The 25,101-nt window shown below is 51.3% G+C and carries 18 protein-coding genes and 1 tRNA gene; 5 read left to right on the forward strand and 14 right to left on the reverse strand.

Features of this window, described 5'->3' with window-relative positions:
• Positions 1-10: 10 nt before the first annotated feature.
• The 4 genes from bcsB to bcsO are packed head-to-tail and all read right to left on the reverse strand — an operon-like array spanning position 11 to position 5,901.
• The gene (gene bcsB, locus EC843_RS20760; RefSeq protein ID WP_133523001.1) at positions 11-2,368 is read right to left on the reverse strand and encodes a cellulose biosynthesis cyclic di-GMP-binding regulatory protein BcsB; all 2,358 of its coding nucleotides are present in this window, start codon (positions 2,366-2,368) and stop codon (positions 11-13) included.
• Positions 2,365-4,485 carry a UDP-forming cellulose synthase catalytic subunit gene (gene bcsA, locus EC843_RS20765; protein WP_064542179.1) on the reverse strand — a complete coding sequence of 707 codons (2,121 nt, stop codon included), beginning with the start codon at positions 4,483-4,485 and terminating at the stop codon, positions 2,365-2,367. The genes bcsB and bcsA overlap by 4 nt, the downstream gene beginning before the upstream one ends.
• 19 nt (positions 4,486-4,504) lie before the next feature.
• Entirely contained in the window at positions 4,505-5,308 is an 804-nt protein-coding gene (gene bcsQ / locus EC843_RS20770) for a cellulose biosynthesis protein BcsQ (protein ID WP_133523002.1), read from the reverse strand.
• On the reverse strand, positions 5,299-5,901 hold the full coding sequence (bcsO, locus tag EC843_RS20775; RefSeq protein WP_166642087.1) for a cellulose biosynthesis protein BcsO: 603 nt from the start codon (positions 5,899-5,901) through the stop codon (positions 5,299-5,301). The genes bcsQ and bcsO overlap by 10 nt, the downstream gene beginning before the upstream one ends.
• 502 nt (positions 5,902-6,403) lie before the next feature.
• On the opposite strand from bcsO, the gene EC843_RS20780 reads away from it, so the two are divergent.
• Positions 6,404-8,560: a hypothetical protein gene (locus EC843_RS20780; RefSeq protein WP_133523028.1), complete on the forward strand. Its 2,157-nt coding sequence runs from the start codon at positions 6,404-6,406 to the stop codon at positions 8,558-8,560.
• Positions 8,530-9,255, forward strand: a complete 726-nt coding sequence (locus tag EC843_RS20785; RefSeq protein WP_064542170.1) for a DUF3142 domain-containing protein — start codon at positions 8,530-8,532, stop codon at positions 9,253-9,255. The genes EC843_RS20780 and EC843_RS20785 overlap by 31 nt, the downstream gene beginning before the upstream one ends.
• 301 nt (positions 9,256-9,556) lie before the next feature.
• Here the strand turns inward: EC843_RS20785 and dppF are convergent, their stop codons facing one another.
• From dppF to dppA, 5 genes are all read right to left on the reverse strand, one after another.
• Positions 9,557-10,561, reverse strand: coding sequence for a dipeptide ABC transporter ATP-binding subunit DppF (gene dppF / locus EC843_RS20790; protein WP_064542167.1), 1,005 nt, complete (start codon positions 10,559-10,561; stop codon positions 9,557-9,559).
• Entirely contained in the window at positions 10,558-11,541 is a 984-nt protein-coding gene (gene dppD, locus EC843_RS20795; protein ID WP_064514762.1) for a dipeptide ABC transporter ATP-binding protein, read from the reverse strand. The genes dppF and dppD overlap by 4 nt, the downstream gene beginning before the upstream one ends.
• A gap of 11 nt (positions 11,542-11,552) precedes the next feature.
• Complete coding sequence (gene dppC, locus EC843_RS20800) at positions 11,553-12,470, reverse strand: dipeptide ABC transporter permease DppC (RefSeq protein WP_133523004.1); 918 nt, start codon at positions 12,468-12,470, stop codon at positions 11,553-11,555.
• Between the two features lie 9 nt (positions 12,471-12,479).
• A complete protein-coding gene (gene dppB, locus EC843_RS20805; protein ID WP_064542160.1) occupies positions 12,480-13,499 on the reverse strand; it encodes a dipeptide ABC transporter permease DppB in 1,020 nt (339 codons plus the stop codon).
• 333 nt (positions 13,500-13,832) lie between these two features.
• A complete protein-coding gene (dppA, locus tag EC843_RS20810) occupies positions 13,833-15,440 on the reverse strand; it encodes a dipeptide ABC transporter periplasmic-binding protein DppA (RefSeq protein ID WP_064542157.1) in 1,608 nt (535 codons plus the stop codon).
• 774 nt (positions 15,441-16,214) lie between these two features.
• On the opposite strand from dppA, the gene EC843_RS20815 reads away from it, so the two are divergent.
• A complete protein-coding gene (locus EC843_RS20815; RefSeq protein WP_133523005.1) occupies positions 16,215-16,883 on the forward strand; it encodes a DUF3829 domain-containing protein in 669 nt (222 codons plus the stop codon).
• A 167-nt stretch (positions 16,884-17,050) separates the two neighbouring features.
• Here EC843_RS20815 and EC843_RS20820 read toward each other — a convergent pair.
• The 4 genes from EC843_RS20820 to EC843_RS20835 all read right to left on the reverse strand — a co-directional run bounded on the left by EC843_RS20820 (position 17,051) and on the right by EC843_RS20835 (position 21,401).
• Positions 17,051-17,127: transfer RNA gene (locus EC843_RS20820), tRNA-Pro, on the reverse strand.
• Between the two features lie 100 nt (positions 17,128-17,227).
• Positions 17,228-18,910: a kdo(2)-lipid A phosphoethanolamine 7''-transferase gene (eptB, locus tag EC843_RS20825; protein ID WP_064542150.1), complete on the reverse strand. Its 1,683-nt coding sequence runs from the start codon at positions 18,908-18,910 to the stop codon at positions 17,228-17,230.
• A gap of 336 nt (positions 18,911-19,246) precedes the next feature.
• Complete coding sequence (locus EC843_RS20830) at positions 19,247-20,449, reverse strand: MFS transporter (RefSeq protein WP_064542146.1); 1,203 nt, start codon at positions 20,447-20,449, stop codon at positions 19,247-19,249.
• 238 nt (positions 20,450-20,687) lie between these two features.
• Complete coding sequence (locus EC843_RS20835) at positions 20,688-21,401, reverse strand: autotransporter domain-containing protein (protein ID WP_064542143.1); 714 nt, start codon at positions 21,399-21,401, stop codon at positions 20,688-20,690.
• A 264-nt stretch (positions 21,402-21,665) separates the two neighbouring features.
• Here EC843_RS20835 and tag point away from each other — a divergent pair, with 264 nt between their 5' ends.
• Together tag and EC843_RS20845 are read left to right on the forward strand one after the other, a co-directional pair.
• Entirely contained in the window at positions 21,666-22,229 is a 564-nt protein-coding gene (gene tag / locus EC843_RS20840) for a DNA-3-methyladenine glycosylase I (RefSeq protein WP_121814672.1), read from the forward strand.
• Positions 22,226-22,666 carry an N-acetyltransferase gene (locus EC843_RS20845; RefSeq protein ID WP_133523006.1) on the forward strand — a complete coding sequence of 147 codons (441 nt, stop codon included), beginning with the start codon at positions 22,226-22,228 and terminating at the stop codon, positions 22,664-22,666. The genes tag and EC843_RS20845 overlap by 4 nt, the downstream gene beginning before the upstream one ends.
• Here EC843_RS20845 and EC843_RS20850 read toward each other — a convergent pair.
• On the reverse strand, positions 22,635-24,965 hold the full coding sequence (locus EC843_RS20850; RefSeq protein WP_133523007.1) for a molybdopterin guanine dinucleotide-containing S/N-oxide reductase: 2,331 nt from the start codon (positions 24,963-24,965) through the stop codon (positions 22,635-22,637). The genes EC843_RS20845 and EC843_RS20850 overlap by 32 nt on opposite strands.
• Positions 24,966-25,101: the final 136 nt, after the last annotated feature.

A 25,101-nucleotide genomic window follows, 5' to 3' on the forward strand; every position in this document is an offset into this window, starting at 1 on the left:
AGCACCACCTTTACTTACCATCATCCTGAGGATTAAGACGTTTATGCGCGCGTTTTTTCAACAGGGCGTACAAGCTCAAACCAATAACCGAGGCGAACAACAAACCTAAAATGGCCAGCAACGCTGAATGCTGGTTGGCATACCAGACCACCATCATGTACCACGGCATTTGGCCGCTCGGGAACTGTTGTCCAACACGGAAGCTACGCACCCCGTTTTCATCAGTAATGATGGCGGCATCGCCACGAATACCGGCGTTGATGCGCGAAGAACTTAAGTCGGTCTGCAGCCGCGAAAGCTGTTCGTCGGTACTGCCAATCGCCATCACCACCACACGGTCAGGGTTCCACTGCGAGCGGAAGCTGACAAACCCACGCCACGCTTCGTTAGATGAGAAATAGCGGTCAGCCGCAATGCCTTTCGATCCCCAGTCACCTTCAATCCAGTGCTGTATTTTTTGCCAGATTGAGCGTTCACGGACGCCGAACGAATGCTCGTTGCTGTTAAACGGCGACTGTGCCAGCAGCGTTTTGTTAAACGCGCTTTGATTGATGGTCGAAACGGAAAGCACGTGGCTATGTTCAAGGCGTTGCAAGTTTGCGCCCGCCGTTGGCACGCCAAACATCACCGTGTTGTTGTTTAACGAGGTGCCGGTTGCATTACCCGAACGGGCAGCCATATTCAGTAGCGTGCTGATTTCAGCCTCGCCAGGGTTTTCTGGCAGCATCAACACGGTATGGGCAAAGTCAGCAAAGCGGGAGAACGGGAACGACGCACCCACGAAGTAAGAAAGGTTTGGCAGCAACGAGAAGTGACGCGTTTTGCTCAAATCAATCCATGAATCGTCGGAGATACGGCTCTTAATGTTGTTATTGAGCAGCACGCTACACGGTGCCGATTCTTTGGTCTGGATGTTGAAGTACAGCGACAACTGGTTGTCGCCGTAAATCAGGTACGGCTCCAGCGCCAGGTTGTACTCTTCCTGGCGCGCATCGCCGCCCACTTTGCGCCACAGCGTTTCCAGCGCGCCTTGCTTATTCACCGGCAAGTTATGCAGGAAAGTGCCGTTGAGCGTCAGGGAAAGGTAAGAACGTTCTTCATCAATCCAGTTTTCCGTCGGGAAGCGATAGCCGATTTTCACCGGGATGGTGTCGCCATCCCACAAGAACAGATCCGGAGCCGCGCGGAATGCCACGCTTAATGGCTCGTGCCAGATGCCGGTCGCCGTCAGGCTTTGGTCTTTACGCATCAACTCGGACAGACGCACCGGGTGTTCAGTGGAGATCCAGCGCGGAGCGTCATAGGCTTTGCTCACTGGGATTGTCTGGTTTTCTACCGCAGTGCTTGCGGTTTGCCCAGGGAATTTCCCCTGCGTTAAACGCCACGCCGCAGCGCGCAATTGCTGGTCGGAATTGCCCACCACCAACAACAGTTTATAAACCGGGTTGCCTGGGTTATCGATGATTTGCAGCATCGGTTTTTGGGTTTCAGGCAAGGTCAGACCGCCAATCTGCTCGCCGGGCTTGCCAAACAGAATGCCGTTTTTCTCAGGCAGTTTGTCGGATAACGCGTTAAAGGAGATACCGCGATAATCCGCCTCAATGCCCAACCAGGAGGCAACCAACGCCGCCGCACTCACTTGTTCAGGCAGCGTTTTTGCCGGGAAAGCAAACTCCAATGAAGCGGGAGTCATCTGCATTGAGTCAAAGAACGGGCGCGGGAAATGGCTGAGATCGGCACCGATATTGAGCTGCTGACCTTCCAGATCCAACCGCGTGTTCGGCATGATGGTGACCTGGTATTTATCAGACAGGTCGCGCAGGCACAGCAGGGCATCGCCATCGTTGATTTTAAAGCTGATGTTATTGCTCGACACCACCATCGCCGCCGGGATTTCCAGCTGATAGTTGGACACATCGCTATCGGCAGAACCCAACGGCACCGTTCCCAGAGGCTGACCGTTCATCATCAGTTGCAGCGTAGTATTGCGCGCCGCCATCGCCGGAGAGACTTTCAGGTTCAGGTAAAGTTGTGCGTTGGTGATGACCTGATCGGTCGGCAGCGTGAAATCGATACCCGCCTGCAACTGCCCGCCGCTGAGCATAACGCCACGTGGTTGGCCCATTTGCGCCACGGTAATACTGCTCACGTTGCCAGGCGTAAACACCGATGGCGTGGGTGCATCCACTGCCGGAGCTGGTGCAGTTTCCGATACCGGTGCAGCATCTGGCGCAAAGGCCGCGTCGGGTGCAGGTAAATCCAGGGGAATTTGTGACTCCACCGTCGTGGCGTCTTCCGCCATAACCGGTGAGGCCAAAACCGTCAACGCGAGCAACAACTGGCAAAGCTTTATACTCATCCCTTTCATGCAACGTTGTCCTCGCGGGCTTCTTCCATACGTTTGGCTTCTTCCTGGCGCAGGCGACGGTTTTCGCGGCGCGATTTGAACGTCAGCCAGAACAGGTCAAACACACAACGAATAATGATCAGCAGGGAACGGAACGGGTTGTCCTGCGGTTTTGGCGGACGAATCCACGCATCGGCACGCGCCAGAACCACACGCACCAGTTCACGACGCCTGTCCAGTGGAATCTCTTCAAACATCAGGCGAATGGCCTGCTCGTCGCAAGCGATCACTTTCACCGGAATGCTGATAGAGCCGGACTTCAGTTGCAGCTCGATTTCTTCGATTTCATCATTGAGATGGCGGTCATCCGGCACTGCGATTTGGCAACCGCCCATCGACAAATCGATAGTGTTGCTACGGGAAGATATTCCACTGGCGTAGTGAATAACCACCGGGACTTCAACATCAATACGGATGGTTTTTCGCGTCTGGCGCGTTTCGCGGGCGACGGCAATCGCCGCCAGCAGGAACACCAGGCTGTACAACCCCCAGCCGACGTTCAGCGCGATAACATTCGGGTCAACACCAAAGTAGTCGTGCGCACAAGCACGCACAATCCCGGCGACAACCGCCACCGCCAGCAACACCGCGATAATCACATGAGGCCGCACCACGCTGAAATCGAAGTAGCCCACGTTCAGCAGCGCACCTTTATCCGTGACGTTAAACTTGCCGCGTTTTGGGAACAGCATGGTGATAACCGTGGGCAGAACCAGGTGGAACGCCAGCACCATGTCATAAATCTCGCCCCAGAAACTGTAGCGATAGCGCCCGTTCATGCGCGAGTTGAGATAAATGCTCAAGATCAGGTGCGGCAACGCGTAAGCAAAGATCAGGCTTGCCGAGGAGTGAATGATGTTCAGGTTAAACAGTAAGTACGCCAGCGGTGCGGTGACGAACGCCACACGCGGCAAAGCGAACTGGAAATAGAGCATCGCACTGAGGTAACAACAACGCTGTTGCCACGTCAGGCCACGGCCAAATAACGGGTTATCCATACGGAAGATTTGCGTCATGCCGCGCGCCCAGCGGGTACGCTGAATCACGTGCAGCACCAGGCGTTCAGTCGCCAGTCCCGCCGCCAGCGGAATATCCAGGAAGGCAGATTTCCAGCCCAGGCGCTGCATTTTCAGCGCGGTATGCGCATCTTCGGTCACGGTTTCCACGGCAAATCCGCCGATTTCTTCCAGCGCACTACGGCGAATTACGGCACATGAACCGCAGAAGAAAGTGGCGTTCCAGTTATCGTTCCCCTGCTGGATGGGGCCGTAGAACAGTGAACCTTCGTTGGGGATGTTTTGCCCGCCCGATAAGTTACGTTCAAACGGATCGGGTGAATAGAAATAGTGTGGTGTCTGCAACAGCGCCAGTTTCGGGTCTTTCAGGAATGCACCTACAGTGGCTTGCAGGAAGATACGCGTCGCAACGTGGTCACAGTCAAAGACCGTGATCAACTCGCCGTGAGTGAGTTTCATGGCGTGGTTGAGGTTACCGGCTTTGGCGTGTGAGTTATCGTTACGCGTGATATAGCCCACGCCCACATCGGCGGCAAACACCGCAAACTCGCGCCGCTTACCGTCATCAAGCAGGTAGATTTTGATTTTATCGCGCGGGTAGTCGATACATTGCGCGGCCAGAACCGTATCGCGAACCACATCGAGGCTTTCGTTATAGCTGGGAATATAAATATCGACCGTCGGCCATTTAGATGTGTCGTCCGGTAGCGGCACAATCCCCCGTTTTAATGGGAACGAGGTTTGCAAATAGCTCAGCAATAAGATGACCCAGATATACAGCTCGGCTAAAAATAACCCTATACCGAGGATGGCCTCTATTTCGGAATTAAAGTGCAGCGTTTGGGTAGCACGAAAATAAATATAACGCGTCGACATCAAGACTGAAACCAGCATCATGATTATCGACACGCTGTGCTTTTTGCTGAAGCCTAATAAAAACAGAATCGCCAGGCTGATAAAGCCAAAGATATACTGCTTCTGGCTGTCCATAGGCGTAATGATGATCAGGACTGCTATTGGCGCTAACACCAATAGCAGTAAATAAAACAGGACCTTTTTCATAGGACATCCTGGATGATTGTCAGAAATTTGACGTTCTCAGGCCGGTATGTACCGCGCCATCACCAATTTTTATGTCGAGAATACCTGCGACTCGCTTACTGATAAGTTCAATATCAAAAGCCGCAGCGGAAGCCGGACTAAAATCGAATATTGATTGCTGAGAAGCATTGGCTTCCGCCACACTTTCATCGCGGTTAATAACGCCAAGCAGACGATCGCCAAGACGCTGCTGCATAAATGCCGTGACATCGCGGCTTATATGGCGGCGGTTGTCACTCTGGTTGAGGATAAAATAGTATCCGGCTTTATTGTTTAGCGGTTCGCCAATCAGACGATGATTTTCAATATGCGGCAACAATGATAGCGAAGCGGTATCTGCCAGCATGGTCACCAGATGCAGGTCAGCCAGTCGCGAAACCGCTTTTAACGCCGGATTTGGGCCTGGTGGGAAATCGGCAATAATGACCAGGCCCGGGTAGTTAAGCAAAGTGCTTAATCCACGCATCAGGAAATGGTTGTCGGTGCTCAGGCGCTGCTCAAATTCAAGGCGCTGTTCTTCGCTGACATCACCATACGGCAGCACGAACATATTGCTGCCGGCAGTCAAAACCGACTGGCTCCAGTCTGCCGATTCGATAGCTTTAGCCACATAGCCACGGCCATCAGATAAAGGCACGCCAAAATGCAAACGCAGCGCGTTTTGCACATCAAAATCAATGGCTAACACCTTGCTACCTGCGCGAGCCAACGCATACGCCAGATTGGCGGTAACTGTGGTTTTTCCTACCCCGCCTTTTGGCGAGCACACACACACTAGCGGCATGAAGCGATCATCTCCAGCAACGGTTGCAGCGGTAAGTCTTTAGCGGGATGGTTGCGCGCCGTACTCCCTTTTGCTGCGAACAATTTGTCAAAACGCACGGGTTCTGTTTTTACCGGTTCGTAGCCCTGCGGCGCAGCGACAGCGGCAGGTTTTACGGTTTCTTTTATTGGTTCTTTTAACGGTTCAATGACCGGTTCTGGCTGCGCGGTGACGGGTGCCAGTTGTTCAAACAGCGTCGCGGTAGTGTGTTTGCTTTGCTCAGGTTGAAATAACTCGGTTTTGTTTTCTGGCAGCGCGCTGTTCAGGCTGTCGAGAATTGAGCCCTGAGAAGCTGACTGGCTGATGGGTTGCGCCACCAGCGGCTTGAAATGGCTGGCATCGAACTCATCAGCCTTTACCGCTTGCGGTGCTGGCACGGAAATACTTTCGGCATGGGAAAGCACGGAGTCATCGCCTTCGGTATGCATTAACTGTTTGATTATCGTCCAGTTACTGTCCGATAACTGCTGATTTTGCGCCGACATATCTTTGAAGTCGATAGAGCCTGTACGCGTCTTATCTTTGAAACGCTGCAAATCATCATAATTTTTCATTACGATACTCATGATTTATAAGACATTTGTATTTGATGTGTGAATAACTCAATGAATAAGGTTTATTGACTTCATAAACCATGAATAATTACATAACGTTATAATTCCATTTTTTATTATTCAATTTTGGAAAAACAACGATATTTCGAGCCAATATATAGGCACCTGCGGTCTTAGCTCCATCTTTTTTTCTTATTAATACCCGGCTAAGCATGAAACAGTCTTGATTTGTGATTGCGTAATATTTAATGCTACCCCTTAAAAGGTAGCAGCTTTCTTCTGTGATTTCACATAGATGAAGAGTATTTAATGATTGGGATGTTTTTTCCAAAACATATAACCATCTTCAGGGGAAAATGCCGCACGACTACACCTATTTTTGAGGGTGAAGCATTTAAATAATAGCCTGTATACTCTGTATGGTTTTTCAGAATGCTGTTGTCAGCACCTTCATCATGTAAAAGGATGTTCAGAGGCAATGAAAATTAATCATAAGATGGCGATGGCCCTGGTCGGGTTAACGGCGGCTACAACGTTTAACGCGCAGGCTTCCTATGATGATTTTGGCTGTGGATGGCAAGATGATTGCCCGCTTAACGGTGTACCCTGGCTGAATATTGATAACGATACGCGTGTGAATTTGATCCAACTTGAAGGAGCACGCAAAAATCTGGCGTTACCTCGCCTGCCCGTGCCTCCTGATTTTACCCGCAGCAGAAGCTATCACTTTGGATTTATCGGCTACAACGATCTACCTCATCCAACAGCAACCCCCTCTACTGAGAACACCACACCCGCCCCTGTCGCTGAAACCTCATTCAGCAAAATGTCGCAAACATTAGGCGTCGATACCTCCTCCTGGGAACACGATCAAGACGCAGAAAACCGCCATATTTCCAATAACCTGCAATCTGTAGAGCAATTCTTCGCGGCACTGCTTGATGACCCAACGATAAAACCAGAAGACCGTCATCATCTGGCTGTATGGCGAGGTAATATTTTTCTGAACTCTTATGACAAAGCGGATAGCCGCCTCCCGGTTGAAGCTTTCGATATCGAACCTGGCTCCCATACGGCAGCTTTCTCTGATTATCTCCGTGGGGCGAATGTCTTTTACCTTGGCGATTTTGTGGAAGCAAATAGCCTGTTCACCGCTTTGCAGAAAAGCAGCCAGCCGTGGGTCGCTGAAACATCAAGCTATATGCTGATGCGCGTTGCACTCAACAAAAGCACCGTCAAGGCGACTGATGAATACGGCATGTTTGATGCCACTAAAATCGATACTGGCGCAGCAAGCGAAGCTCGTGATTATGCCAATGCCTATTTAGCGACCTGGCCTGAAGGGCGTTATGCAGATTCCGCTCGCGGGCTTTTTCGCAGAATTAACTGGTACTTACAAGACTGGCAACAGCTGGCCCCGTTATATGAAAAAGCCCTGGCCCAGGCACCAGACGTAGACTCATTGCATAAAGTCATTTCTGAGCTGGATGACAAATTCCAAAGCAGGGATAGTTTCGGTAACTATGAGCCGTTTATCAGTGACGCCCAGGCACCGATGCTAACTTTCACCCAAACGTTACGCTGGCTCCGGAATAACCAAGGCCAGAACAAGTCGTATGAGGTGACACGCGAAAATCTTGATAGCCTGAAACCGATATTTGCCAGCGCAGAGTTGCAACCGTACTGGAGCTTTTTGGAAAACGCCTGGCTTTACTATCATGAAGGTAATTATGCCGCCGTGATTGAAGCCACCCCCTCTATCAACTTGTTAGCCTCCAGCGATCTACTCACCTTTAGTCAGCAAGTTCTGCACGGTGACGCGTTAGCAGCACAGAAACAGTGGCCTGAGGCACTGGCGCACTGGAAACATCTGCTTGGTCTGACTCAATCAGTAGAACAACAGCAATATATACAACTGAATCTGGCGGCGGTGATGGTGAACAACCAGCAGCCAGAAGCTATTTTTGCCGCTGACAGTCCAGTGACAAACCTGCGTTATCGCTCGCTGGTGCTGAAAACTGCCGCGCCAAAAGCGCTGCTGCAACAACAGGCGACCCACGGGGTAAATGATGAAGAGAAAACCATCGCGCTACATACGCTGCTGATGCGCGACCTGATGGTGGGTGACTATGAAGGCTACGACACGGATAAGTCGCTACGTCGCCATATCACTAAGCCAGTCACCCTTGAAGCGTTCAATGATGTCAATCTCGATATCTTTAACTGGAATGGGGAGCGGGCCGAGAAGGGTTATTTCTGTGCCTCGCTGGATGACACGGTGAAAACACTCATCGCAAGAAAAACCGACGCGCATGCACTTAATTGCCTGGGTGAGTTTTTCCGCAACACCGCGGCACACATTGATACGGAAGCGGAAGGCGGTGGCAATGACTTACTGGGCGATGCGATAGCAAAACCTGCGTTAAGCAACTCTCCGGATCGCCAGGCCTATTATCAGCAGATAATTAACGATCCGAAAGCGGAACCCGAAGATAAGACCTATGCGCTTTACCGGGCGGTGATGTGCTATTCCCCGTCTGGTTACAACGACTGTGGCGGTGAAGAGGTGAAACCAGAAACACGTAAACATTGGTTTACCGTATTGAAAACCAAATACAAAGGTAACCAGTGGGAAAAACTGCTCAGCTATTACTGGTAACGTTATTGTTATTGCTGGCGACTATTGTGCCGCCAGCAATGCCCAGCGAAGCGAAACATCAGGAATATACGGCGTACTGGCTGTGGTCGGGGGTCAGCTCACAGCCCGCGTTGCAGAATGCACAAGTGGTGTACCTGCATCAGGGTGAGATTGTCTCTCGTCAAAACCGCGCCAAATTTATCAAGCTTGGGGTACCTCGTTCTCCCCTCGCGTTTCCATCCGTGTGGGTAACCGTTCGCACCACCACCCTTGATGTACCTGATGATATTCTCAACAGCGTGCTGGATTTACCCGGTAAGTGGGCGGCAGCCGGGAACCATGTTGTGGGTTTGCAAATCGATTTTGATGCTGGAACCTACCGCTTGCAGGACTACCAAAAATTTCTGTTACGGGTTCGCCATAAACTGGATAAACGTTTTGCGCTTGGCGTCACCGGTTTACTGGATTGGGCAAAAACGGGCAGTATTCAACAGCTCAATGCTCTGCCTATTGATGAGCTGGTTATCCAGACTTATCAGGGTAAAACCACGGTGAAGGAGTATCAACGCTATTTGCCCGCACTGCTAAAGTTGCGCGTGCCATTTAAGATTGGCCTGGTGCAAAACGGTGAATGGGATAAAAGCTGGCAGACCCGGCTGGCAACATCTTCTTTTTATCGGGGGGAAGTGGTGTTTTTGCTTAATTCTGGCGGATGACGCAAGCTTATCCGCCCTACGAAAGCCCGTGTTTTCCCTAATCTTACCGCGACGCCCTTGTTCCCGGCTTAAATCGCACCGATTTTTCCCCTTCAGGCAGGGTTGCGCCGTCGGGAACGACCCTGCATGTTGGGGAAATAATCGGGGTTTACCGCGCAGCGGCGATTTATTTGCCGGGCGCCGGGGCCGCCAGGGGAGTGGCGTAACTCCCCTGGCACGTTCACCGTGTGCAACGGTTACAGAGATAACCAGATGTACAGGTGAACGGAAAAACAACGGAGTCTACAGACTCCCACTCGTCCTACCGAATTTCCCCGTTCTCATCCTGATCAACAGCAAAGCAAGCCACCAGCTGGCCACCGTACTCTTTGAGCTGTGGCTGCAACTGCGTGCACGGCCCAAAGCGGCGGCGGCAGCGGGCGTTGAACGCGCAGCCTGGTGGTGGATTCAGCGGGCTTGGCAGCTCACCGGTGAGTTTGATGCGTTCGCGGCGGTCGTCCGGGTTCAGGCGTGGTGTAGCAGATAGCAGCGCCTGGGTGTACGGGTGGCGCGGGTTAGAGAAGATCTGGTCTTTGGTGCCCTTCTCCACACAGCGGCCTAAGTACATCACCATCACTTCGTCAGCGATGTGTTCCACCACCGACAAATCGTGGGAGATGAACACATACGACAGCCCCATTTCCTGCTGCAAATCCATCATCAGGTTCAGAACCTGCGCGCGCACGGAAACATCGAGTGCCGATACCGGTTCATCGGCAATCACCACGTCCGGGTCGAGCATCAGGCCGCGGGCGATAGCAATACGTTGGCGCTGGCCGCCGGAGAACATATGCGGGTAGCGGTCGTAATGCTCGGTTTTCAGGCCGACTTTCGCCATCATCGCCAACGCTTTTTCACGGCGTTCGGCTTTGCTCAGGCTGGTGTTGATTTGCAACGGCTCTTCAAGAATTTGCCCCACTTTTTTACGCGGGTTCAGCGAGCCGTACGGGTTCTGGAAGACGATCTGGATTTTCTGGCGACGCAGCTTTTCGGCTGTTTCGTCAGGCTTGAGCAAATCTTGTCCCTGGTAGTAAAGCTCGCCACCGGTCGGGATTTCAATCATCGTCAGCAGGCGGCCCAGCGTGGATTTACCACAGCCAGATTCACCCACCACCGCCAGCGTTTTGCCGCGTTCCAGCTCAAATGATACGCCGTCGAGCGCTTTCACCAGGCGTTCCTGGCCGAAAATGCCTTTCTTCACCGGGTAGTGTTTTTTCAGGTCGATGGCCTGCAACAGAGGTTGCGCAGTGGCCTTATCGGTACTCATAGCGTTGGCCTCCCGGCATCATCGAGTGGGAAGTGGCATTTGGACTGACGCCCGTTATCCACCATGTTCAGTTCTGGTTCTATGCTGCGACATTTGTCGGTCGCATACGGGCAGCGCGGGTTGAGCAGGCAGCCGTTCGGGCGGTCATATTTGCCCGGAACCACACCCGGCAGCGAGGCCAGACGCGCTTTGTCCTGCGCAAATTCAGGCAGTGCACGCAGCAGCGCCTGAGTGTACGGGTGGCGCGGCGCACGGAAGATATCTTGCGATGCACCCGTTTCCACCACTTGCCCGGCGTACATCACGATGATTTTGTGTGCCGCTTCCGCTACCAGCGCGAGGTCATGGGTGATCAGAATCAGCGCCATGTTCTCTTTCTGCTGCAGTTCCAGTAACAGCTCGATAATTTGCGCCTGGATAGTGACGTCCAGCGCGGTGGTTGGTTCGTCGGCAATCAACAACTTAGGACGACAGGCAATCGCCATCGCGATCATCACGCGCTGGCTCATACCGCCGGAAAGCTGGTGCGGGTAAACGTCCAGACGCGAAGCCGCATCGGGAATACCCACCAGGTTCAGCAGGTCGATAGCTCGCTGAACGCGGGTTTTCTTGTTGCCGCCCTGGTGCACCTTGATGGCTTCCATAATCTGGAAACCGACGGTGTAGCAAGGGTTGAGGCTGGTCATCGGGTCCTGGAAGATCATCGCCACTTCGGCACCGACCAGGTTACGACGCTCTTTCTCAGAAATCTTTTGTAGATCCTGGCCGTTAAATTCCAGTTTTTCCGCCATTACGCGGCCTGGATAATCAATCAGCCCCATAATCGCCAGCGAGCTGACGGATTTACCGGAACCAGATTCCCCAACAATACCGACAACTTCGCCCTGATTTACACTGTAACTCACGCGGTCTACGGCACGGAACGGTGTCTTTTCGTCGCCGAAATGCACCGATAATTTATTTACATTCAATAACGCCATTACGTAGCCCTTTACTGCTTGAGTTTAGGATCGAGCGCATCACGCAGCCCGTCACCCATCAGGTTAAATGCCAGCACCGTCAGCAGGATTGCGACACCTGGGAAGGTGACCACCCACCAGGCACTTTGTGCGAACTGCAACACGTCGGAGAGCATGGTGCCCCACTCCGGTGTTGGCGGTTGCGCACCCATGCCGAGGAAGCCGAGAGCGGCCATATCGAGAATGGCGTTAGAGAAACCAAGCGAGGCCTGCACGATAAGCGGTGCCAGGCAGTTCGGTAAAATGTTGATGAACATCTGGCGCATCGGGCTTGCACCCGCCACGCGAGAAGCGGTGACATAGTCGCGGTGGACTTCCACCAGCACCGCACCGCGCGTCAGTCGCACATAGTGTGGGAGCGCAACGAAGGTCAGTGCCAGCGAAGCGTTGACGATAGACGGGCCGAAGATTGCCACTAACACCAGCGCCAACAGCAGGCTTGGCAGTGCCAGCATGATGTCGACAATGCGCATGATGATGTTGTCGATAAGGCCACCGAAGTAGCCCGCAATCAGGCCAAGTACCACGCCCATAACCAACGACAGCACCACCACCAGGCAGCCGACCAGCAGCGACAGGCGCGCACCGTACATCAGGCGCGCCATGATGTCGCGGCCTACGTCGTCAGTCCCGAGCAGGAACTGCCAGCTACCACCTTCTTGCCAGACCGGCGGGTGCAGCAACGAGTCACGGAACTGTTCAGCAGGACCGTGCGGCGCGAGAACGTTGGCGAAGATTGCTATTAAGATCATCACGGTGACATACACCAGGCCGATGACCGCCCCTTTATTACGTTTAAAGTAGTGCCAGAATTCCTGGAACGGCGTCATTGGGACTGGCGCTGCGGCTACTTTACTCTCAGTGACTGCTTTTTCAGTTGATTGCGTCATGATGGCCCCTTATTTCTTATGGCGTATACGCGGGTTCACCACGCCGTACAGTAAGTCGACGATCAGGTTCACGAGGATAATCATCGTCGCAACCAACAATACGCCGCCCTGTACTACCGGGTAGTCACGACGTTGCAATGCATCAATCAGCCAGCGGCCAAGGCCCGGCCAGGAGAAGATGGTTTCCGTCAGAATGGCACCCGCCAGCAACGTACCAACCTGCAAGCCGATAACCGTCACGACGGGCAGCATGGCGTTGCGCAGCGCATGAACCACGATGACACGCATACGAGTCAGGCCCTTAGCGCGAGCGGTACGGATGTAGTCTTCGCCGAGCACTTCCAGCATTGACGAGCGAGTCATACGCACGATAACCGCTAACGGAATCGTACCAAGCACGATGGCGGGTAAAATCATATGCGCCACGGCGTCGATGAAGTCGCCTGGCTCGCCCCATATGGCGGTGTCTATCAGCATGAAACCGGTGAGCGGCAAGGTGTCGTCGAGGAATACCGTATCGCTAACGCGCCCTGATACCGGGGTGAGGTTCCAGTAGACGGAAACCAGCATGATTAACATCATACCCCACCAGAAAATAGGCATTGAATAGCCTGTCAGCGCAAGGCCCACCGAAGTGTGGTCAAACACGGAACCACGTTTAACCGCCGCCAGCACGCCAACCGGAATACCCACGGCAACGGCAAACATCATCGCGCAGACACCGAGTTCCATGGTCGCTTTAAAGCGTGGAACGAATTCGTCCCAGACTGGAAGACGGCTTTTTAACGAAATGCCCAGGTCGCCGTGCATCACACCCCAAATATAGTGGATGTATTGCTGCCACATCGGCTTGTCGAGGCCAAGTTCGGCCAACAACTGAGCATGACGTTCAGGAGAGATACCGCGCTCACCGGCCATAATCATCACCGGGTCACCGGGAATCATGTGCACGAAGGCGAAGGTAAGAAGGGTAATACCGATAAACGTGGGGATAACTAATCCCAGACGTCGGAGGATGAACTGCAACATAACCCGGATTCTCTGTAATCTCCCGCCCTAACCCTCATCTTTCAGGCCACAGGTGCGTTGGCTTCACTCAGTCACCCCAGTCACTTACTCAAGTAAGCTCCTGAGGATTCCCGAGCTTGCCACCTTCCTGCAACCAGAAATCTGACGGTTAGCATAAATTGAGGCAGGATTGTATTGCTCACAAAAATTTCCACAAACCTGGAGGATGGCGTCGGGTTGTTGGACTTGTCGCCCTCACCCTAGCCCTCTCCCCCAGGAGAGGGAAAAAATCCCTCTCGATCTCCTCCCTCTCCCTAAGGGAGAGGGGCGGGGTGAGGGGGATATCTACCAGTATTATTCTACTGACACGTTCTCAAAGTGGTGTTTGCCCAATGGGTCAACCACGTAACCTTTCACTTCTTTGCGCACTGGCTCGTATACCGTGGAGTGAGCAACGATCAGCGCCGGAGCCTGATCATGCATCACGACCTGAGCTTGCTTGTACAGCTCGATACGCTTGTTGTGATCGTCAGTAGCACGCGCAGGTTGAATCAGCTCTTCAAACGGCTTGTAGCACCAGCGAGAGTAGTTAGAACCGTCTTTCGCCGCTGCACAGCTGAACAGGGTGGCGAAGAAGTTATCCGGATCCCCATTGTCGCCAGTCCAGCCCATCATCACAGCCTGGTGCTCACCTGCTTTGGCGCGTTTCAGATACTCGCCCCACTCGTAGGTTACGATTTTGGCGGTCACACCGACTTTCGCCCAGTCAGCCTGAATCATCTCAGCCATACGGCGAGCGTTCGGGTTGTACGGACGTTGTACTGGCATGGCCCACAGGTCAACGGTGAAGCCTTCAGCGTGGCCGGATTCTTTCAGCAGCGCTTTCGCTTTTTCAGGATCGTAGGTGTAATCCTTCACGTCATCGTTGTAACCCCACATGGTTGGTGGGATCAGGTTTTTAGCCGCAGTGCCTGCGCCCTGGTAAACCGCTTTGATGATCGATTCTTTGTTCACCGCGTAAGTCAGCGCCTGACGCACTTTTACGTCATCAAACGGTTTCTTCTCGGTGTTGAAAGACAGGTAACCCACGTTCAGGCCAGCCTGTTCCATCAGGTTGATGCTCTTGTCTTCTTTCATGCGAGCGATGTCAGCCGGGTTTGGATACGGCATAACCTGGCACTCGTTTTTCTGCAGTTTTGCGTAACGCACAGAAGCATCAGGCGTGATGGAGAACACCAGACGGTCGATCTGCGGCTTGGTGCCCCAGTAGCCCGGGAACGCTTTGTACAGAATGCGAGAATCTTTCTGGTATTGCAGCAGCTGGAACGGACCGGTACCGATTGGGTTCAGGTCAGTTTTTTCCGGCGTGCCGGCTTTCATCATGTTGTCAGCGTATTCTTTGGAAAGAATAGAGGCGAAGTCCATCGCGAGATCTGCCAGGAATGGCGACTCTGGGCGCGTCAGCACGAACTGAACGGTATTGTCGTCCACTTTCTTAATTTCGCTGATCAGGTCAGATAAGCCCATGCCTTCGAAGTATTCGTAGCTGCCGCCAGAAACTTTGTGGTACGGGTTGTTAGCATTCTTCTGACGATCGAACGAGAACACCACGTCATCAGCATTCAGATCGCGTGTTGGTTTGAAATCTTTGTTGTCCTGCCACTTCACACCTGAACGAAGGTGGAAGGTATAGGTTTTGCCGTCTTCGCTAACTTCCCATTTCTCAGCCAGACCAGGGATGATTTCGGTGGTGCCGGTTTTGAATTCAACCAGACGGTTATAAATTGGCACTGAGCTGGCATCGTAAGTGGTACCAGAGGTGAACAGCTGAGGGTTAAAACCTTCTGGGGAACCTTCTGAGCAATAAACCAGGGTTTTTGCCTGAACGCTAGCTGCTACGGTCAGGGCCACCAGGCTCAGACCAAATTTCAGCATCCCTGACTTCTTCAAGGAAAGACTCATTCTTCTGCTCCGTTGTGATGTTCCCTTATTCATTCTTATTACCGCTTTGTTGGCTGACATAAGAAATCTATCGGGACATGTGTCGTGTTGTTTTTATCCGTTAGACCTTTGTTATTGGAGTGCGGTCCGTTCGGTGTGCCCGGAGGCGATGGTGAGACCAGGGGTTCCTTTCGTCAGGCTAGCTGTGTGGTAGTGCGGACTGTCCATAATTTGCCCCTCACGCCCTACAATCTGTCAATAGATGAGTAAAACGTCAATATAGGTAAGGGGGATTTACAACCGAGGTGAGAATCGGCGAACAAAGTTAAAAAAAAGCCTGTCGCTCTATTTCCAGCAGGGAAATTTATGCTACTGCCATGTTTATAGAATATTCCACTGATTAAAAGTCGACCTACAGTCGTATTCAGATGTGTCATTTCTGTAAAAATTATTGCCGAATGCTGATTATCTGAACGATATGTTTTGTGATCCACTTCTCTTACAGCGAATCATGCTGGTATGAAACATAAGCATCGAGGTAATAAACCACGATTTTCCATAACAAAATACAATGGAAAATGTCACAAAATCGTCCACACGAGGTTGATACAACGCAAACCGCGGCAGAAACCCACTTTTGGTCGTTAAACAGGTCGTCATGCCGGTGCGGATAACTGGTGCCAAAAATTAAAACAACTAAAGGAATATAAATAACAAGCCTATTTTAGTACGGAATAATTCTTGACCGTGCTACAGCATTATTAATATGTTTGAGTCTTTCCGCCTGGAATTAATATGTATTTACGCAAGGAATGCTTTCACAAGAAAGCATCTAAAATTCTAATTAGTACCATTTTTGCAGGCTTATTAATTTCTGGATGTGATGATAAGCAGCCTAAAACTTCTGAAAGCGCCAGTGCCGAACAGACAGACACCCGGCATGCCCTGTGTAGTGACCTTCCGAAAATCCCGGGGACTATTCAAAATGGCGATTTCCCATACTGGAGCGATAATTTAGCTGAAAGTGATATTAAAAATTACCTGAACACACTTTCCGATATAGAAAAAAACCAGGGGAAAACATTAATCTATTATTCACTCGCCCTTATTATTCATGCCAGTAAAGCAACACAAGTAGTGAGCAAAGATACGTTTATCCCGGAAGAAGCACAATTACAGTTGGTGCAGCTCAATTCGCTGATTAACGCGGCGCAAGAATGTTATAAAGCAGCGCCGTCATCAAATAATTCCAGCCTGATTCGTTATAGCTTCCTGCTCGATGCGGCTGACCAATACGACAAGTTATTAGCAGAACGCATTCAGCGACATCAGAATAGCGTTCCTTATACCGAAGGCGAGAAAGGCCAGATTGGCGGTGTCACTGAATGGATGGTGAAAGGCTCGGTGGGAAGAGTGACCCGCAGCTATAACAATGTGGTGAGCAGTTTTAATGCGCTGCATTAGCAATGCGGGTGTTTTGTCGGATGACGCTAACGCTTATCCGACCTACGGTTCGATTTTGATTTTGATTTGGTAGGGTGGATAAGCGTTAGCGTCATCCACCATTTGCGCGAAACCCATAAACTACAGACGTAAAAAAACCCAATCTTTCGATTGGGTTTTCTTGAATTTGGTCGGCGAGAGAGGATTCGAACCTCCGACCCACTGGTCCCAAACCAGTTGCGCTACCAAGCTGCGCTACTCGCCGAATGCGGAGCGCATCTTACTGCGCACCGTTTTAGCCGTCAATCCCTGATACTTAAAATTATGTCCGTTTGATTCAAATTCCAGCATATGTGGCAAAAAAGTTACTGTTTCGCCTTGTTCGGCACATGGCACCAGTTGTTATTCTGGTTAATACCGCCGTCCGGCGATGTGTATCCCAGGCAACCCAAAATGGTGTCATACAACTCCACATGGCGGTGCGGCACTTTCATTTTCGCTTGTGCCTGCATGTGCTCAAACTCGCGTGCCCGCTCCGGGTTTTCCAGATATTTATCGGAAGCCCAGACTAACAACGGTACACGGAATTGCTCAGGTGGCGCCATGTTACGTGGCGTACCATGCAGATGTTTCTTCTCATCAATCGATTCGCCATGATCCGAGGCGTAGAAAATAATCGCCCGTTTATCTCGTAACTCAGATATCACGCTATCCAGCACCGTATCGGTGTACAGCACCGAGTTATCGAATGCGTTAATCAACTGCTCTTTACTGCACTCTGAATCAATACTGACGCACTCAGGAGCCCATTTAGCGAAGCTGCGCGGATAGCGTTGCACATAGGAGAAGTGCGAACCTTTAGTGTGCAGAATAATAAGATGTTTGCCGTCAGGATGCTTATCAACCGAACGCTTCATCTCCTCAACCAGCAACATATCGTCGACTTGTTTGCCGCTGTTACGCGGTTCAGCAGCGATTTGCTCACGGTAAGAGAAGTTGTCTGCCATGGTATTACCGTAGAACCACACTTCACTTTGCATCGCAAACAGCTCAGAACTAAAGCCAAGTTGCTTAAGGACAGCAAACACGTTCTGTTCTTTTAACGTCCGCTGCGGGTTGTCTTCCGCGCCACCTTCACGCACAAACATACAGCGCAATGAAAGCTTGGTGGCGGTATCGCAGGATTCGCCACGGAAAGCGACGAGGTTTTTCTCTTTGGCGAGTTTTGGTGTGGTATCACGGTCATAACCCAAAATCCCCATGTGATCCCAGCGTGTCGTTTCGCCAATCACAAACACCACATAGGTATCATCCAGCTCTTTGGGCGCGACATAAGTGAACTTCTTTGCTGGATTCATCAGCGAGTTGTTATCTGTTGATTCATCAGCCTGAGCCCAGGCAAAAAGACCTAATGCGGAAACCCAATTTGATGGCAGATATGAGTTAGCGACCACGCCACCATAGCTCGGCATATCAACGGTCGAGCGTTTCTCAGTGCGGTTTTGTTGTTTATCCAGCCAACGCAACGGCGCCCAAACCATCAGCCCGGCCAGCAGCACAATGGCCACATTTTTGATCCGTTGGCCCGGTGTTTTTAACTGATGAAGCAGCGTGTCACGCGTGTTGCTACCCCAAATGAGCGCCAGCGGGATAACGCTGACCAAAATCATCCACATCACGAACTGATAACCGACAATTTCTTTCGAAAGGTCGATATCGGTGGTCATGACCGAGGCAATAATCCCGTAGCCAATGACGACATTAAGTAACGTCATGTAGTAGCTGGCGGCAACAGAGAACACTACAACCAGGGTGGCGAAAATTCGCCAAATTGCGCGGCCAAACAACGATAACAAACGAAGCAAAAAGAAGGTGACCAGCACGCATGCCGCGATTTCAGCCAGCATAGCGACAGCTTTTAATCCGCTAAATTCCCGAATGAATCCTTCGAAACGATGGTAAAAAACCGAAAGGTTTAAAAATAGTCCGATGTACACCGCTAACAGTAAGCACAGCTTCTGTTGGGTCATCGATTTAACGTAATTCATGCAGTTGTCCGAAAAAATAAAGCAAAAAAAGAAATGTCATAAACACCACTCAGACTCCCTTTAGACTGGAAAATTCTGAGCGATGAAAAAATAAAGTCCCGTTCAGGACGATTATTAACCAGTTTTTGGAACGGATTAGTAGAGCATAGGGCTGGCAAAAAGTATCGGCAAAAATCCTAAACCGGGATGCTGTTTACATTTCTCCGCTCTGATTTACCGTTTTAGACGACATAACAATGAACAGACACAAGGAAGGATGACTTCGGGGATTTCACAATGAATTATGCCGCCGTATAACATCACGGCGGCATGGTTTGCGGCATTAATATAGGGTTATCAAGCGTGAGCTTGTTGCAGAACTTCTCGTGCCGGCGTACGGATAGTCGTGGAAATCGCCAGGGACAAAATCAGCAGCGCGAAGATAACGCAGAAGGTGACATAGAAGCCGCCAAAGACCGACGCGATAATCGAACCGCAGATGCTGCCAATACCAAACCCTAAGTAAATCACACCGTAGTTTTTAGTCAGGTTATTCAGCCCAAAGAACTCACTGACCAGTGATGGATAAACGGTGATGGTGCCGCCGAAGTTAAAGGCCACACAAGCTATCGCTGCGAAGAAAGTCGCTTCGTTGAGTGGGGCGAACAGCAGTGCCGCCATACCGACTAAAGAAATCACCTGGCCGATAGTGATAACGCGGATGCGGGCGATTTTATCAGACAGAATGCCAAGCACTAAACGGCCGCTCAGGTTAGCAATGGCGATAACAGTGACTGCGTTAGCCGCAGATTCAGCAGTCAAATGCACCATACCCTGGGCAATATCTTTCGCTACACCAATGACATACAAACCACTCATGCAGGCAGTCAGGAACATAATTGCCAGCATCCAGTACTGTGGTTGACGCATAGATTCTGCAAGGGTGTAATCTTTTTCAGTCACACCATTCACTGTTTTCACTTCCTGCAATGGCGCATCTTTCATCAGCATTGAACCGAACAGAATCATCACCATTGCCAGCCCACCCCAAATCATAAAGGTGCTTTCAAGGCCAACGGTTGCCAGCAAATGGCTGTCGATATATTTAAAACCTAAGCTGCCGAGGCCGTATGAACCAATGGCAAGGGCGGAAATCAGACCTTTACGCTCCGGGAACCACTTCACGCAGTTTGAGAGTGTTATCAGGTAACCTGCGCCATCAGCGAGGCCTACCAGCACACCAGCGCTCAGCCATAACATCAGCAAGTTGTCGGAGTGAGCGGTCAGGAAGAAGCCGACCCCCAGCAGCACACCAGCAGCCATCGTCACGTTACGAACACCAAAACGTTCCTGCAATTTCCCTGCGACGGAGGAAGAAATCGCAAGGCCAAGGCTTAACAAACCAAAGGAAAACGCCACCTGGCTGATTGGCTCACCCAGTTTTTGCGACAGCGCGCTATTGAACAGGCTCCAGGTATAAACGGAACCGAGGGCAAACTGAGTAATGATGGTGCCGATCAGAGTTAACCAGCGTGTACGGTTGTAGTTGGCATTATTCATGGCAGATGTCCGCAAAATTTAAGAGAAATCTTCTGCTGCCAAGAGTAACGAAGTGCATTTTATTCCAGGAGAAAAAGGCATGAGATGCACTCAGGCCGGAATGAAATGCCTCTGAGAGGGAATGAATGACCTGGACGTTGTCTTAATTTTTTGAACAGTTAGTAATTACTATCAATGGAGGCTGCGTAAACACTGATAATTAGATGTTAATTATCAGTGCCCAAGGTTAAATCAATGATCAGAATTTCGCACTAACGCCGACGTTATAAATATAGGCCTCGCCAGTGGTTAAACCTTCTGCTTGTGACATCGAAGCAAATGCCGCCATATTTTTACTAATTGGCATATCGGCACCGACGGTAATATCCATCCAGTTGCTATCCTGGCCCGACGCAGTATTCGCCCTCATCCCGGACTGGGCTTTCCACAAGTTCTCGCCGTACTGATGGTTATAGCTTACCTGTGCCCACGGGCGCAGATAACCGAGTGATGAATCTACCCGCCAGCCCACAGTGGACACGCTGGCATGCCACAGTTGATCGGTAAATCGTGAGCCAACCGCCGAATCACCGTACTCGTTATATATCCCAGTCGATGAGCTATCCCAACTGTACTTTGCGGTCGGCCCGGTGGTGAAATTTCCAGGCAAATCGATATTCCAGCCAATACCCAAAAGTGAGCTATCAGCTGTCACACTATCGTTGCCAGAAACGAGCAGCAGCCCCTCCTGGTTTTGGGAGGTAAACGAAGAATTAATCCGTTCTGCAAGAATATCGTTATAACTTGGTTGGTGACTACTGTCCCAAGTGTAATGATCCTGCATTTCGCCTGGAGCATCCTCAACAACATATTCTTGTTGCCAGGCAAATACATTCGTAGCATAAGACAGACAACACAAAGCCAGCACCGTGGTGAAAGTGACACGGCGACCACTGCATATATTTATGATCATTCAAGCGACTCCAGGAAAGAGCCAAATCCGGCGATATTTTTAGTCTTTTTGGCGGGCTTGCGGATAGCCCCAAAATAATTCAAGGTGCATCGAGGCGGCCAGAGAGCGAGTCCCGATGAACTTACATGAGTAAGTGATTCGGGTGAGTAAACGCAGCCAACGATGAGGCAACTTGAAGTATGACGGGGATAGCCCTGATTTAACTATTGTCTCTTTATCTGGCACGTCAAGTTGGCACGAGAAATTTCATCGAAGGAGAAACGTATGATTCGTTGTGGATGGGTGTCTCAGGATCCGCTTTACATGGAATATCACGATAAAGAATGGGGCGTACCGGTGACCGATGGGCAACACCTTTTCGAGATGATCTGCCTTGAAGGACAACAAGCCGGTTTGTCCTGGATTACGGTGCTGAAAAAACGTGAAAACTATCGTCGCTGCTTTAAAAATTTTGACCCGCAAGCCGTGGCGTTACTGCAACCAGAAGATGTCGACTTGCTGGTTCAGGACGCCAGCATTATCCGCCATCGTGGAAAACTAGAAGCCATTATCAATAACGCAAAAGCGTACCTCGCGATGGAAGCCAACGGCGAAAAATTCCCTGAATTTGTCTGGTCGTTTGTCGACAACCAGGCGCAAGTGACACAAGCCGCTACGCTTGCTGAAATCCCGACTACCACCCCCGCTTCAGATGCGCTATCCAAGGCACTAAAAAAACGTGGCTTCAAATTTGTCGGCTCCACGATCTGCTACTCATTCATGCAGGCCTGTGGTCTGGTCAACGACCACGTGACGAGTTGCTTCTGCCACCCTGATAATCTCAAATGATCCGCCGTCTACAACCCCATGAAATGGATGAGCTGATAGCACTTTGGCTTGCCAGCACCATTGATGCTCATCCGTTTATTAGCGAAAGCTATTGGCATGAAAGCGAATCCATCGTGCGGAACGTTTATATTCCACAATCGGTGACCTGGGTTTATCTCCAAAACGATAAAATAGCCGGCTTTATCAGCGTGATGGATTCACTGTTTATTGGTGCGCTGTTTGTGAGTGAACCGTTTATCGGCAAGGGAATTGGCAATGCTTTGATGGCACACGTCAAAAAGCAGTATCCCGCGTTGAGTCTTGAGGTTTACCAGAAGAATTATCGGGCAGTGGATTTTTACCACCACCAGGGCTTTCGTATTGAAGAAAGCGCCTGGCAAAATGAGACGCACCACCCGACGTGGATTATGAGCTGGCCGGAGGGAGAAACGCTGTAACCTCCGGAGCAGGGCCGAGATATTTTTCGGCCCACACCAGTGAAGAGTTCGCCGCGCAACCATTGGCGAGCCGCGAAGTCGGTATATCCAGCGTCAGCACGTTAACCGCACCGTTTTTACACAGCTTATCGTCATTCAGATCGGGCCATGCGCCCTGATGAATACAGACTACGCCCGGCTTGATGCCATCCGTCACTAAAGCCCCGACCAACACCTGCCCACGGGCATTCCACACTCGCACCAAATCGCCATCCGCAATACCACGTTCAGCGGCATCTTTAGGATGTAGCGTTAACGGCTCGCGTCCGGCAATGGCGTATTTCTCGCGTAGTGCCGCATAGTTAAGTTGGCTGTGCAAGCGGTGCGCCGGATGCGATGAAAGCAGTTGAAGCTGGCCTGCTGCGGCATTGCCCTGCCATTCATTCGGCGCAAGCCAGGTCGGGTGCCCCGGGCAATCAGCATAAGCAAAACTGGCGATGCGCTCTGAATAGATTTCGATTTTACCGCTCGGAGTTTTTAACGGATTAGCCTGTGGATCGGTGCGGAAATCAGCAAAACGGATGAAAGCGGCGTTCTTCTCACTTTCTGGCATTTCTATCAACTGGTTAGATTCCCAGAACTGCTGGAAATCGGGCAGTTCTACTTGTTGAGCCGCTCCGCGCTTACGCGCAATTTCGTAAAACTCTTCCAGCCATTGCAGCTCGGTTTTGCCTTCCGTGAAGCGCGTTTCGCCACCCTCTTCCCAGAGAGCACTAAGCTGTGCAAAAACGTCGAAATCATTACGTGCCTCCGCCTGTGGTGAAACCACCTGCTTCATCGGCACCAGATGCTGGTTGCTGTAATCGCCAGTCATCGTCAAATCGTTGCGCTCAAAAGATGTGGTGATCGGCAACACAATATCCGCGTGTTTTGCGGCAGCCGTCCAGAAGCATTCGGAAATCACCACCAACTCAGGTTTCTGCCAGGCTTTAATCAGGCGGTTAGTGTCCTGATGATGGGTAAAATTGGCACCGCCCGCCCACCACAACATGCGGATGTCCGGGAAGGTTTTTTGCTGCCCATTATGCTGATACTCGCCACCAGGGTTTTCCAGCGCTTCCACAATGCGCGCCACCGGGATTTTTTCCACGGCATCAGTTCCATTCGCCACCGCCCCCTGTAGAGACCCCAACACTGCCGCGCGACGCGTCGGATTACCGCCATTCGCAAAGTGATAAGACAGCCCAAAACCGCCGCCGGGCGTTCCAATCTGCCCAAGCATCGCCGCCAGCGTCACCAGCATCCAGTGTTTTTGCTCGCCGTACTGCTGGCGCTGCATTCCCCAGCCCGACATTAGCATGGTGCGTTTTTCACTAAATAAACGCGCCAGATCTTCGATGGTTTGCGCCGGTACGCCGCAAATCTCTGCCGCCCAATGCGCCGTTTTTGGCTGGCCGTCAGATTCGCCAAACAGATAAGCCGCAAATTTGTCGTAACCGTGAGTGCAGCGTGCCAGGAATGGCACATCGTGCCAGCCATTTTTTGCCAGCGTGTGGGCAATGCCCAGCATCAACGCCACATCGGTTCCCATATTCGGCGCAATCCACTGCACTTTTTCACCGAGGAAATCCACCGTCTCCGATCGCATCGGATCAATGGCGATTACAGTTTTACCGCTAGCCTTCAGCTGTTCGAAATACTTCACCCCCTGCTCATCGCTGGCGTTCCAGGCGATCTTCAGCGTATTTAGTGGGTTAGCACTCCACAACACCACCACTTCGCTATGCTCAAGCACCAGCGGCCAGCTGGTTTGCTGTTGATAAACTTCATTGGAGCCAACCACATACGGCATGATGACCTGTGCCGCACCGGTCGAATAATCACCCAGATGCCCGGTATATCCGCCCGCCAGGCTCATATAGCGTTGCAGTAAGGTCGCTGCTTTATGCAGCACACCATTGGAGCGCCAGCCATAGGAACCGGCAAAAATAGCAGCTGCACCATAAGTCTGGCGAATGCGTTGATGCTGCTGGTGAATGAGTTGCAGCGCTTCATCCCAGCTAATCCGCACATATTCATCCTCACCACGCACACCCTGTGGCGCATCGGGTGATGCCAGGAAACCTTTTCGGGCCATCGGAAATTGCACACGAGCCTTACTGTGGACCTGGTCCGGAACCGCACTTTGCAATGAATTCTCATGCCCGGTTTCCAGTGCGCCAGTGGAACTGAGGACACGCTCGCCGTCCGTTTCAACCAGCATCGGGCCCCAGTGTGCGGCCGTGAGAATTTTCTTGTTTGGTGAGAATGCGCTAGCCAATTTGGGCTCCCGTGTTTGCAGGTAATGGGCATGTGGCGATCTAATGACCACTCGATATTTTGTTTACAAATTCAGACGACTCTATAGAAACATCGACATATTCACACGGCATAATCAACCGCCGCTTAGCATGCGG

This window comes from Buttiauxella sp. JUb87 (assembly GCF_004361975.1).
Classification (GTDB): Bacteria; Pseudomonadota; Gammaproteobacteria; order Enterobacterales; family Enterobacteriaceae; genus Buttiauxella; species Buttiauxella ferragutiae.